Genomic DNA, 13,073 nt, shown 5'->3' on the forward strand with positions numbered 1-13,073 from the left:
ATACACAAAAGGCACTCCCAACCGAGTGCAGGGAGTGCCTTATATCGTGCGCTCAGAAGCGCATGGTGAGACCGACACCGACGCCGTTCTCACGGCTGCCGTGATCCGGCTTGAAGTTATGATAGTTTACATTGAGATCCAGATTTGCGATCAGGGACTTGTTCAGCCCGACCTGCGACTCGTTGAAATCCTTGCCCGCAATATAGGACGCATAGGCATTGAAGCCGAGTACTGTCGGTGTGCTGAGCGCCAAGCCCCCATAGAGATTGTTCTCGTCTGTCTGCCCCATATCCCAACGATAACCGCCGAGGAGGCGAACGTTCTGTCCAACAACATTGTACTGCATGTAGACATCCTTTGGATTGCCGTACTCATCGCGGTCATTCCGCCCTATGCCAACGGCGATCTCGTCCGTTGCCTTGTACTCGATATAGGCCTCTTTCGTACCGATGCCGACAGCCGTATCATGTGTGCTGAGATGGTTGATCGGCGCTGCCGAAGCCGCCGTCGAAATGGAAAGACCAAGCACAGCAGCCAGAATTGCAATTTTCTTCATCGTAATTTCTCCTTTCCGATGTGGGTATATTATCCCTGTGCAGCGTTTGATATAACTTAACACGGGATTATTCTTTGATAAATCTTTAGCACCTGACGCTAAAAGAAGTGGCTCACAGGATCTGCTGCTTCGTCTCCAACGCCGAGAGTATGCGCTTCTCCTCCGCCATCAGTTCCTCTGCCGCAGTGAGCTGCATTGCGACCTGCTCGTACGAGGTACCGCCATAGGAGTTCCGTCCCGCAACGCAGGTCTCGGGGCGAATCGCCTCGTATACATCCTCTGCAAAGAGGTTCGACAGCTTCTGATAGTCCGTAAGCGGCAGATCTATAAGCCAGATGCCACGCTCGATGCAGAGTGCGACCGCCTGTCCGGAGACGCTATGTGCCTGACGGAAGGGCATTCCCTTCCGAACGAGGTAGTCCGCAAGATCTGTTGCATTCGAGAAGTCCGCCTCGACGGCGTGGCGCATGACATCCGCGCGCACCTTCATCCCACGGATCAGCTGTGCGTAGACGGCAAGGCTGAAGTTCACCGTGTCGATGGCGTCAAACAGCCCCTCTTTGTCCTCCTGCAGATCCTTGTTGTACGCAAGCGGAAGTCCCTTGACCGCAGTGAGCATCGCCATGAGATGACCGACCACGCGCCCCGTCTTGCCGCGCACGAGCTCGGAGACATCGGGATTCTTCTTCTGCGGCATCATGGACGAGCCTGTGCAGTGCGCGTCGTCCAGTTCCACAAAGGAGAACTCACGCGAGCACCAGAGGATGATCTCCTCCGAGAGACGCGAGAGATGCACCATGAGGATGGACGCCGCCGAGAGGAATTCGAGGATGTAGTCACGGTCACTGACCGCATCCAAACTGTTCGTATAGATGCGCTCAAAGTTCAGCTTCTGCGCGACAAATGCACGATCAATCGGCAGCGTCGTGCCCGCGAGTGCCCCTGCGCCGAGCGGCATGATGTCCGTCCGCGCATAGACGCCTTGAAAGCGCTCAAAGTCGCGCGTAAGCATACCGAAGTATGCCATAAGATGATGCGCAAAAAGGATGGGCTGGGCGCGCTGCAAATGTGTGTAGCCCGGCATGATGACATCCTTATTGGCTTGTGCGGATTCCACCAACGCGTGTTGGAGCTCGGCGATGTGACCGAGCACCTCCACGACGGAGCGGCGCACGAACATATGGGTATCGAGTGCCACCTGATCATTGCGGCTGCGCGCCGTATGCAGACGGCTGCCCGCATCTCCAATCGCATCGGTCAGACGCTTTTCGATATTCATATGAATATCTTCGAGCTCGACGCTGAATTCAAATGCGCCGCTCTCGATCTGTCCGAGGATATCTCGCAGCCCCTTGTCGATTGCCGCACGATCCTCCTCCGAGAGAATCCCCACCTTTGCAAGCATAGCAGAGTGCGCAAGCGATCCTGCAATATCCTCGCGGTACATGCGCCGATCAAAGGCGATGGACGCCTGAAACTCGTTGATCATCTCGTCCGTCGTCTTGGAGAAGCGTCCGCCCCAGAGCTTTTCGCTCATTACTTCTGCCCCTCCTGCATGAGTGCGCGCACCTTGAGCGGCAGGCCAAAGAGGTTGATGAAGCCCGTTGCATCCGCCTGGTTGTAGACATCGTCATGCTCAAAGGTGACAAACTCCTGACTGTAGAGCGAATATGGCGACGTTGCGCCCGCAGAGATGATGTTGCCCTTGTAGAGCTTGAGGCGCACCTCACCCGTCACAGTCTCCTGCGTGCTGTCCACGAATGCGGCAAGCGCCTCGCGCAGCTGGCAGAACCACATGCCATCGTAGACGAGCTCGCCATAGCGGATGGCAAGGCCTTCCTTGTAGTGGAAGGTGGCGCGGTCGAGGCAGAGATACTCGAGCTCACGGTGCGCGTAGTAGAGGATCGATCCGCCCGGATTCTCGTAGACGCCGCGCGACTTCATGCCGACGAGGCGGTTCTCGCAGATGTCGACGATACCGACGCCGTTGCGTGCACCGATCTCGTTGAGCTTCGTCAGTAGTTCGACCGCCCCCAGCTTCTCCCCGTTGACAGCGACAGGAACACCCTGCTCGAACGAGATGGAGACATACTCGGGTGCATCCGGCGCATCCTCAGGCGCACAGGAGATAAGGAACATGGAGTTCTTCGGCTCATTCGCGGGATCCTCGAGATCGGAGCCCTCATGCGAGAGATGCCAGATATTGCGATCCATGCTGTAGGTCTTGTTCTCCGTCGCAACTGGGATGCCATGCTTCTTTGCATACTCGATCTCCGCCGTTCGGGAGTCGAGATCCCACTCGCGCCACGGCGCGATGATCTGGAGATTTGGTGCAAGCGCCTTGACCGTCAGCTCAAAGCGCACCTGATCGTTGCCCTTTCCCGTCGCGCCGTGTGCAATCGCATCTGCACCCTCGCTCTTTGCGATGTCGACGAGAGCCTTTGCAATCACAGGGCGCGCAAACGATGTGCCGAGCAGATACTTCCCCTCGTAGACTGCGCCCGCCTTGAGTGTCGGCCAGACGTACTCCTCAAGGAATTCCTTCATCAGATCGACGATATGCACCTTCGATGCGCCTGAGGCAAGAGCCTTGTCATGTACGGGCTCAAGCTCCTCGCCCTGCCCGACATCCGCGCAGACGGCGATGACCTCGCAGTTGTCATAGTGCTCCTTCAGCCACGGAATGATGACCGAGGTATCCAGACCGCCGGAATACGCAAGGACTACTTTTTTGATCTGCTTTGCCATGTTTGAAACAACTCCTTAGTAAATTCAGTCGCCCATTACGAGCGCCATGATTGCCTTTTGGACATGGAGACGGTTCTCCGCCTCATCAAAGATCACATCGGCGAAGTTCTCAAAGACCTCCTCCGTGATCTCCTCACCGCGATACGCGGGCAGACAGTGCATGACGATGCAACGTTCCTCCCCCGAGGCGGCAACAAGCTCACGGTTGACCTGATAAGGACGAAAGAGTGCAATACGCGCATCGTGCTCATCCTCCTGCCCCATGCTCGCCCACGTGTCCGTGACGATGACATCTGCGCCCTGCACCGCCTCTTTCGGATCGGTGGTGATCGTCACCGTTGTGCCCGATGCCGCTGCATCCGCCTTTGCATTTGCCACAACCGCCGCATTCGGCGCATAGCCCTCGGGCGTTGCCGCAGCGAAGTGCATGCCGACCTTTGCCGCCGCATACATGAGTGAATGCGTCATATTGTTGCCGTCGCCGACATATGCCATCTTCAATCCCGCGAGATTCTTGCCCTTGTACTCACGGATTGTGAGAAGATCCGTAAGTGCCTGACATGGGTGCAGAAGATCGCTGAGCGCGTTGATGACGGGGACATCCGCCCAGCGCGCCAGCTCCTCGATGCGGTCATGCCCATAGGTGCGGATCATAATGCCGTCGAGATAGCGTGAGAGCACGCGCGCTGTGTCCTTGATCGGCTCGCCGCGCCCAAGCTGCAGGTCGCGGCTGCTGAGAAAGAGCGCCTGCCCACCGAGCTGGTACATCCCCACCTCGAAGGAGACGCGCGTCCGAGTCGAGGACTTCTCGAAGATCATGCCAAGCGTCTTCCCCGCAAGCAGAGGATGCGGAATGCCCGCCTTCTGCTTTGCCTTTAGATCAGCCGCAAGCGTCAGTATCTCCTCTACGTCATCTGCACTGAGTTCGTGGATGGAGAGCAAATCCATTCCCTTGTTCATCATAGTCCTCCTCGGTCACATATGTCAAGGATGCAGCGATCCAAAACAGCAATCAGTTCATCCACTTCAGTCTTCGAGAAAATCAGCGACGGGATAAAGCGCAGAACATTCCCGGCCGTACAGTTGATGATAACGCCCTGCTCCAACATCCGTCGGGCGATTGCCGCCGCATCCTCATTCCTCTGCATCTCCATGCCGAGAATCAGCCCCGTGCCGCGCACCTCTCTGATATGCGCAGGGTATTTCTCCTGCAAGCCGCGCAGTGCTTCTTTGAAATATGTGCCGACCGACTGTACTTCACGCAGGAAAGTCTCGTCTGCAATCGTATCAAGGACGACGTTTGCCGCCGCACACGCAAGCGGATTCCCGCCGAAGGTGGAGCCATGGTCACCCGCGTGAAATGCAACGGCGACCTTCTCCGTGACGACGAACGCCCCAATCGGTACACCGCCCGCAAGCCCTTTGGCGAGCGTGACAACATCCGGCATTACGCCCTGCGCTTCATAGGCGTAAAACGTCCCTGTGCGCCCCATCCCCGTCTGAATCTCGTCAAAGATCAGGAGGGCATCGTGCTTGTCACAGAGTTCCCGCACCTCTTTCAGATAGCCGTCCGACGGCATGCGCACGCCGCCCTCGCCCTGAATTGGTTCGAGCATGACCGCCGCCGTATTCTCGCTCATCTGTGCTTCAAGCGCCGCAATATCGTTGAACGGCACATAGTCGAACCCCCCCGGCAGCGGCTCGAAGCCCTTGTGGAATTTCTCCTGTCCCGTTGCCGTCAGCGTCGCGAGTGTACGGCCGTGGAAGCTGCCGAGCGCCGTGATGATCTGCGATTTGTCGGGAGAGATTGTATGCGCGTATTTGCGCGCAGCCTTGATTGCGCCCTCATTCGCCTCTGCACCCGAGTTGCCGAAGAACACCTTGCCGCCCGCCGTGAGCTGCGACAGCTTTGCCGCAGCATCCGCCTGCGCCTCGGTGTAGTAGAGGTTCGACACATGGATGAGACGCGCTGCCTGCGCGGCAATCGCGTTTACGAGCGGCGCGTAATTATGTCCGAGCACATTCACCGCAATTCCGCCGAGCGCATCGAGGTATTTTCGCCCATTGACATCCCACACATACGAACCGTCCCCGTGGTCGAGCACAATCGGATAGCGTGCGAACACGGGCAGATAGCTCGCCGTGTCCCTTGCAATAATTTCATTCTCGTTCTTCATCATATCTCCTGCCTACGGAAGCACCATCGTTCCGATACCGCGCGAGGTGAAGATCTCCAAGATGATGGAGTGTGCAAGCCGCCCGTCGATGATATGGGTCTTGTGCGCCCCCGCCTCAAGTGCCCTAAGACACGCCTCCACCTTCGGAATCATGCCGCCCGCAATGACGCCGCTGCGTATGTATTCCTTCGCCTCGTCCATGTGCAGCTGCGAGAGGAAACTGCTCTTGTCGCCAAAATCCTTGTAGACGCCTTCCACATCCGTAAGGAGCAGGAATTTCTCTGCATGCAGCGCCCCCGCAATCTCCGCTGCAACATAGTCCGCATTGATATTGTAGCTCTCTCCCTCAGCCCCCATGCCGATGGGGGCAATGACGGGTACATAGCCCTGATTGAGGAGATCGACGATGATGCCCGTATCGATCTCCGTGACCTCCCCGACGTAGCCGATGTCCACCGTACGCGCCTCGTCGTTTTCATAGACAGTCGCGTGCTTCTTCTTCGCCTTGATGAGCCCTGCGTCCTTGCCGCTGAGCCCGACCGCACGCACGCTGCGCAGATTGAGCAGTCCCACAATCTCTGAGTTCAGCTTACCGTCGAGAACCATCTCGGCGATCTCGACAGTCTCCTCGTCGGTCACACGGAGCCCCGAGACAAACTCACTCTCCTTGCCGACCTTCTTGAGAAAGCCCGTGATCTCGGGTCCTCCCCCGTGCACGAGGATCGGACGGATGCCGACAAACTTCATCAGCGCCACGTCGCGCATGACATTTTCCTTCAGTGCGTCGTTGATCATCGCGTTGCCGCCGTATTTGATGACGACCGTTTTCCCGTAGAACTCCTGAATGTATGGGAGTGCGTCTACAAGAATTTCCGCCTTGTCATGATCGGAGTACATCGCCGTCCCCCTCTCAGGTATGATACTCGCCGTTGATCTTCACATATTCATAGGAGAAATCGCAGGTCCAGACCGTGGCTTCCGCAGCGCCATCGTCAAGGTCGATATCAATGACGATATCATGCGCTGTCATCACTGCACGCAGTGCATCCGCATCGTATGCCGCACCCACGCCTTCCGCATAGACGGGAATGCCGCCGAACTTCACAGTCGTCCGATTCGGATCCATCGGGACGCCCGCATAGCCAACCGCACAGATCACGCGTCCCCAGTTCGGATCCTCACCGAAGAACGCAGTCTTGACGAGCGGACTGTTTGCCACACTCATGCCAACCGTCTTGGCATCAGCAAAATTATTTGCCCCCTTGACGTGAATGGTGATGAATTTCGTCGCCCCCTCGCCGTCTGCTGCGATCTTCTCCGAGATCCCCTGACAGAGCGCGAGGAGTGCTCCTTTGAACGCCTCGTAGTCCGCATTCTTCTCCGTGATCTTCGGATTTCCTGCAGCCCCGTTCGCAAGCACAATTGCCATATCGTTCGTGCTCATGTCGCCGTCGATCGAGATCATATTGAGGCTGTACTCCATGACCTCAGAAAGCGCTTCCTGCAGGAGGATGGCATCGATATCCGCGTCGGTCGTAATGAAGCAGAGCACGGTCGCCATATCCGGGCATATCATGCCAGAGCCCTTTGCGATGATGCCGAGACGGACTTCCTTGCCTCCGAGCACGACGGACGTCGTCCCCGCCTTGGAATAGGTATCCGTCGTGATGATGGCGTTTCCCGCATCCGCGCTGCCATGCGGCGAGAGCTCCTTTACCGCCGCATGAATGCCCTTCTCCACCTTGTCCATCGGCAGGAGCTGACCGATGATGCCCGTCGAGGCGACAATGACATCCTGCACACCGCAGCCAAGGGCATCGGCTGCGATTTTCTGCATGGCGGCGGCATCCGCCTCGCCCTGCGCCCCCGTGCAGGCATTGGCGCAGCCCGCATTGGCAACAATGGCGCGTGCCGTATGCGTGGCAACAACCGCCTTTGAGACATGGACGGGCGCTGCTGCAACGGCATTCTTCGTAAAGGTTCCCGCGACAGCGGCTTCCCTGTCACTGTAGATCACGGCAACATCGAGATTCCCGCTCTTCTTGATGCCCGCCTTGACGCCGGCTGCCTGAAATCCCTTCGGGTAGGTAACCCCGAGCTTCGCACTCTCTTCGCTGAACATATATTTTCCTCCATTTTCCTACAAAATCACGGATACATGGGCACGAGATCCAGCCCCGCACGCTCATCCAGACCAAATGCAATATTCATATTCTGTATTGCCTGCCCCGCCGCCCCCTTGACGAGATTGTCAATGGCAGAGAATACAATGACACGCTGCGTTCGCGGGTCGATATGCCACGCGATATCACAGAAGTTCGTGCCACGTACACATTTCGTTGCGGGATACGCACCTCTTCCAAGCAGGCGGATAAAGAACTCATTCGCATACATCTCCGCAAAGGCCGCATCAATCTGCTCCGGCGTCACGCCTTCGTTCATTTTCGCATAGCAGGTTGCGAGAATGCCGCGCGAGATCGGTGCAAGATGCGGCGTGAAGTTAATCGTGACCGCAGCGCCGCCCACATTGGAAAGCGCCTGCTCGATCTCCGGCGTATGACGGTGCGATACGGCGCCGTATGCCGTAAAGCTATCATAGAACTCCGGAAAATGCGTACTTTCCTTCGGTGTGCGCCCCGCTCCCGATACACCCGACACAGCATCGACGAGGATCGAATCCATCTGCACCAGACGGGCTTTCACAAGAGGCGCAAGTGCAAGTATGCTCGCCGTCGTATAGCAGCCCGCATTTCCGATGATGTGCGCTGAACGCACCTGATCGCGATAGAGCTCGGCAAGACCATAGGCGCGATCCGCATCGGGGTCGATATGATCCACATGATACCACTCTTCATACACGGAGATATCTGCAAACCGATAGTCTGCGCCCAGATCAATGATGCGCAGCGGCAGATCCGAAACACTCTTTGCAATCTTCATTGCATGTCCATGCGGAAGTGCGATAAAGAGGACATCGCTGACCTCGGCAATGCGTCGTACATCCTCCATGGATTCAAGCTCTTTGTTATAAATATTCAATAAATGTGAATAAAGCGTGGATATGCGTTCGCCTGTATGACGCTCCGATGTCAGATGTGCAATCTCGACATTCGGATGTCCATGTAGCAGGCGAATCAGTTCTTCCCCGGCATATCCAGAAGCTCCGATAATACTTGCCTTCATTTCATCCCCTCCGTTTCATCTTCGAAAAGATTTTATAATTATACATCTTTACTGCATAAGATTTCAAGTCTTTTTTCAAAAAATTACCGGTTCCACTGCAGTCCATAGAACTGCCCGTGAAACCGGCACAATACATATTATTTTTTCTTTACGGAAGATTCCTTGCGATGCAGGACACGCGCCCCCTTCGTATCGAGACGCAGATGAAGGGGGCGTGCCTTCACATCGTGCGCAAGGAACGCTTCCTGCATGGCGGCTGCCACTTCCTCCGTGCATTTGCGATGCTCGGGAGCAAAGGCAATGAGGCAGGGTCCCGCCCCGCTCAAGACTGCCCCGTAGGCGCCTGCCTTCTTCGCTGCGGCAAAGACATCAAACATGCCCGGGATGAGGGATGCGCGATAGTTCTGATGGAGTGCGTCCTCAAAGGCATTGCCGAGATGTTTCTCCGAACCGCGCGCGAGCGCTGCGACCATCATCGCTGCATGGCTGACGTTGAATACAGCGTCCTTCATGGGGACTTCCGAGGGCAGCACCTCACGCGCAGATTTTGTCGAGAGATAGAAGTCCGGCACCATGACGACAAAGCGCATAAAGATACGCGGCAGGAAGGAAAAACATTCCACATGACCGTTTGTCACCGTGTTCACCGTAAATCCGCCGAAAATCGCAGGCGCAACATTGTCGGGATGTCCCTCGATGTCTGTCGCCAGCTGCAGGAGATCATCACGGCTGAACGGACTGCCGACAATGGCATTTGCCGCAGTAAGCCCCGCCACAATCGCAGTTGCACTGCTGCCGAGTCCACGTGACAGCGGAATCCGATTGTTCATGCGGATCTTTGCGCCCTGGAACTCCTCCGCACGGTCGGCACGCTGGAGAAGATATTGAATGGATTTCCATACGATATTGCGCTCATCGCCCGGAATATACGCCGCGCCTTCGCCGCGCGCAGAGATATGAAGCCCCTTTTCGTGCGTGAGCGTCAGCGTCATTTCGTTATACAGCGTACAGGCAACCCCCAACGCGTCAAAACCCGGGCCGAGATTCGCACTTGTCGCAGGAACGCGCACCCGTACGGATCGCTCATTCATAGCAGATCCTCCTGCCCGTCTGCAACGCGGATCAAGCTGCGCACCTCACGTACGACGGGGAGCGCCTCGAGTGCCTCTACTGCTGCAGATGCCGCTGCATGGGTGACGACATGGGTCACGGCGACGATCTCTGCATCCCCAGTCTCCGTCCAACGCGCCTGAATCACGGACTTGAGGCTGACCCCCGCACGCCCGAATGTCGTTGCAATCTCTCCGAGCACACCCGGCTCGTCTGCAACAACGAGACGCAGATAGTAGGAGGACTTCGTCTTTTCCACGGGACAGAGCTTTTTTCTCTCCCCGATCTTGTACTTCATGCGACCCGTCGTACCGGACACAATATCACGCGCAATCTCGATGATGTCCGCAACCACCGCCGAAGCCGTAGGGAGCGAACCTGCACCGCGTCCGTAGAACATCGCATCACCGAGCACATTGCCGCGCACAAAGATCGCGTTGAACACCCCGTTCACCGAGGCAAGCGGATGCGTCTTCGGCAGGAAAACGGGGTGGACGCGGACGTCGATTCCCTCCTCCGTATTGCGACCAACCGCGAGGAGTTTGATGACGTAGCCGAGGTTGAGTCCGTACTCTATGTCATCCTCGGTGATATGCGAAATGCCCTCAACGGAGACATCTTCGAAACCGATGACCGTATCAAAGGCAAGTGAAGCAAGGATTGCAGCCTTGCGCGCAGCATCGAGACCATCCACATCCGCCGAGGGATTTGCCTCCGCATAGCCCTTTTCCTGGGCACGTCGCAGGACGGCATCATAGCTGACGTGCTTTTCGGTCATCTTCGTCAGCATGTAGTTCGTTGTACCGTTGACAACGCCCATAATCTCCGAGATGCTGTTTGCTGTCAGACACTCCTTCAGCGGCTTGATGATGGGAATGCCACCGCCGACACTCGCCTCATAGAGGAAGTCAACATTGTTCTCAGCCGCAGCAGCATAAAGCTCGGCAAGGTGCTCTGCAATGACATCCTTATTCGCCGTGACAACGTGCTTGCCCGCCGCCATCGCGCGTAACATATAGTCCTTTGCAGGCGTAAGTCCGCCCATCACCTCGACGACAACCGAAATCTCCGTATCATTCAGGATCTCGTCAAAATTATCCGTGAGTGCAATGCCCTCAGCCTCGGGACGATGTTTTTTTGCATCGCGCACGAGAATCTTTGTAATCTCAATATGTGTGCCGCTGCGTCCCGTAATCGTATCCGCATTCATCGCAAGCGTACGCACGACACCAGAACCAACAGTTCCTGCCCCGAGAAGTGCAATCTTTATCGTATTCACCAAATTATATCCCCCAGTCAAGCCTGTCCAATTACTTCGAGGCGATAGAACGATTTTTATAGCAGTCTGAGTATACCATATCTAAGCGTAATCAACAAATAAAAGGACGCTAAATCTTATTCTCTGTCCCGTTCATCAGGCGCTTGATGTTCTCACGATGTCGGACGATGACAAGAATCGCAGCAATCACGGTAAACAGCACATATTCCATCGGATAGCCGTAGAGCGCCGCAAGAATCGGTGTAAGAAAACCCGCGACCACCGAGCCGAGTGAAACATAGCGTGTCATATAGACAATCGTAAACCAAACGACAAATACAATGAATGTCACATTTCCCATCAGCATTGTCAGAACGCCGAGCGATGTCGCAACGCCCTTTCCCCCGCGAAACCGCAGGAAAAGAGAAAAGCTGTGCCCGATGATCGCAAAGAGCCCACCGATGACCGCCGCAAGCGGCGTCCCGACAAGGAAAATCCCCAGTGCAACACCTGCCTGCCCCTTGAGGCTGTCTGCAATGAAGACGGCGATGCCGGGTCCCTTCCCCAATGTCCGCCATGCATTCGTTGCACCAATATTATGGCTGCCGTGCTCCCGCAAATCCGTATGCCAGAAGAGCTTTCCAAGAATCAGCCCGCTCGGAATCGAGCCGATCAGATAGGCGAGAATTGCCGTGAGAATATAGTCCGTCATTATTCCTCCTCCTTGCGTGCACGTACGACAAGGCGCAGCGGCGTTCCCTCGAAGCCAAAGCTCTCACGCAGACGGTTCTCAATGAAGCGCAGGTAGGAGAAGTGCATGAGCTCGGGATCGTTCACAAATACGATGAACGTCGGCGGCGCAATTCCCACCTGTGTGACAAAGAGGATCTTTAGCTGCTTGCCCTTCTTCGTCGGCGGTGGATTGACCGAGACCGCATCGCGGATGAGTTCGTTGAGCACGCTCGTCTTGATGCGCATGGACTGCTGCTCCGCAACGTATTTGACCAGCTCCGTCACGCGCTCGACGCGCTGTCCCGTGAGTGCCGATGTATAGAGCACAGGTGCATATTGCAGGAAGCCCAGTTTCTCGCGCAGATCATCCGTGAAGCGGAGCGTCGACTTATCGTGTTTCTCCGGGAATATATCCCATTTGTTCACGACAATGATGACACCCTTGCCAGACTCGTGGACGTATCCCGCAATCTTCGTATCCTGCTCGAGAATTCCCTCGGCGGCGTTGATGACCATGAGCACCACGCCCGCACGGTCGATTGCGCGCAGGGAACGCATGACACTGTAGCGCTCCACGGGCAGAGTGATCTTCCCCTTGCGGCGCATCCCCGCCGTATCGATGAGCAGATACTTCACGCCGTCCCGCGTGAAATGCGTGTCGATCGCATCCCGCGTCGTCCCGGGCACGTCGCTGACGATGACACGTTCCTCGCCGAGCAGACGATTCACAAGCGAGGACTTGCCGACGTTCGGGCGGCCGACAACGGCGATTGCAATCTCGTCGGACTCAGCGCCGTCGCTGATCTCCTCGGGGAATGCCGCAACGATTGCATCGAGCAGATCGCCGAGATTCATCGCATTCGACGCGGAGATGGGAATCGGGTCGCCTAGTCCCAGCGCATAAAAATCGTAGATCAGTGACTCGCGATCAAAGCTGTCGATCTTGTTGACGGCAAGGATGACGGGCTTCTTCGTCCGCCGTAGGAGGCGCGCCACCTCCTCGTCCGAGGAGGTCAGCCCCGCACGTCCGTCGACGAGGAAGAGGATGACATCCGCCTCCTCCATCGCCAGCTCTGCCTGACTGCGCATCGAGCGGAGAATGTGGTCGCTCTCGTCGAACTCGATGCCCCCCGTATCAATAATTGTAAACTCGTGATTCAACCACTCCGCATCCATATAGATGCGGTCGCGCGTTACCCCCGGCATATCATCGACAATTGAAACGCGCTTCTTGCCAATCTGATTGAACAGCGTCGATTTGCCGACATTCGGCCGTCCGACGACCGCCACAATAGGCTTGCTCATCCGC

General features: G+C 56.4%; 12 protein-coding genes. All 12 read right to left on the bottom strand.

Annotated elements, in window-relative coordinates:
• Positions 1-52: 52 nt before the first annotated feature.
• Complete coding sequence (locus H1B31_RS09470) at positions 53-556, bottom strand: hypothetical protein (protein WP_185980135.1); 504 nt, start codon at positions 554-556, stop codon at positions 53-55.
• A gap of 112 nt (positions 557-668) precedes the next feature.
• Positions 669-2,093: an argininosuccinate lyase gene (argH, locus tag H1B31_RS09475; protein WP_185980136.1), complete on the bottom strand. Its 1,425-nt coding sequence runs from the start codon at positions 2,091-2,093 to the stop codon at positions 669-671.
• Positions 2,093-3,304 (bottom strand): argininosuccinate synthase, encoded by a 1,212-nt coding sequence (locus tag H1B31_RS09480; RefSeq protein WP_185980137.1) that lies wholly within the window; start codon positions 3,302-3,304, stop codon positions 2,093-2,095. Before H1B31_RS09480 ends, argH begins: the two co-directional genes overlap by 1 nt.
• Before the next feature lie 24 nt (positions 3,305-3,328).
• Positions 3,329-4,264 (bottom strand): ornithine carbamoyltransferase, encoded by a 936-nt coding sequence (gene argF / locus H1B31_RS09485; RefSeq protein WP_185981278.1) that lies wholly within the window; start codon positions 4,262-4,264, stop codon positions 3,329-3,331.
• Entirely contained in the window at positions 4,264-5,481 is a 1,218-nt protein-coding gene (locus tag H1B31_RS09490; protein WP_185981279.1) for an acetylornithine transaminase, read from the bottom strand. Before H1B31_RS09490 ends, argF begins: the two co-directional genes overlap by 1 nt.
• 12 nt (positions 5,482-5,493) lie before the next feature.
• Complete coding sequence (gene argB, locus H1B31_RS09495) at positions 5,494-6,378, bottom strand: acetylglutamate kinase (protein ID WP_185980138.1); 885 nt, start codon at positions 6,376-6,378, stop codon at positions 5,494-5,496.
• A 13-nt stretch (positions 6,379-6,391) separates the two neighbouring features.
• On the bottom strand, positions 6,392-7,603 hold the full coding sequence (argJ, locus tag H1B31_RS09500; protein WP_185980139.1) for a bifunctional glutamate N-acetyltransferase/amino-acid acetyltransferase ArgJ: 1,212 nt from the start codon (positions 7,601-7,603) through the stop codon (positions 6,392-6,394).
• A gap of 26 nt (positions 7,604-7,629) precedes the next feature.
• Positions 7,630-8,664 (bottom strand): N-acetyl-gamma-glutamyl-phosphate reductase, encoded by a 1,035-nt coding sequence (gene argC, locus H1B31_RS09505; protein WP_185980140.1) that lies wholly within the window; start codon positions 8,662-8,664, stop codon positions 7,630-7,632.
• 137 nt (positions 8,665-8,801) lie between these two features.
• Positions 8,802-9,755, bottom strand: a complete 954-nt coding sequence (thrB, locus tag H1B31_RS09510; RefSeq protein WP_185980141.1) for a homoserine kinase — start codon at positions 9,753-9,755, stop codon at positions 8,802-8,804.
• Positions 9,752-11,053 carry a homoserine dehydrogenase gene (locus H1B31_RS09515; protein ID WP_185980142.1) on the bottom strand — a complete coding sequence of 434 codons (1,302 nt, stop codon included), beginning with the start codon at positions 11,051-11,053 and terminating at the stop codon, positions 9,752-9,754. The genes thrB and H1B31_RS09515 overlap by 4 nt, the downstream gene beginning before the upstream one ends.
• Before the next feature lie 109 nt (positions 11,054-11,162).
• Positions 11,163-11,744 (bottom strand): glycerol-3-phosphate 1-O-acyltransferase PlsY, encoded by a 582-nt coding sequence (gene plsY / locus H1B31_RS09520; protein ID WP_185980143.1) that lies wholly within the window; start codon positions 11,742-11,744, stop codon positions 11,163-11,165.
• The gene (der, locus tag H1B31_RS09525; RefSeq protein ID WP_185980144.1) at positions 11,744-13,069 is read right to left on the bottom strand and encodes a ribosome biogenesis GTPase Der; all 1,326 of its coding nucleotides are present in this window, start codon (positions 13,067-13,069) and stop codon (positions 11,744-11,746) included. Before der ends, plsY begins: the two co-directional genes overlap by 1 nt.
• Positions 13,070-13,073: the final 4 nt, after the last annotated feature.

The organism is Selenomonas timonae (assembly GCF_014250475.1).
Classification (GTDB): Bacteria; Bacillota; Negativicutes; order Selenomonadales; family Selenomonadaceae; genus Centipeda; species Centipeda timonae.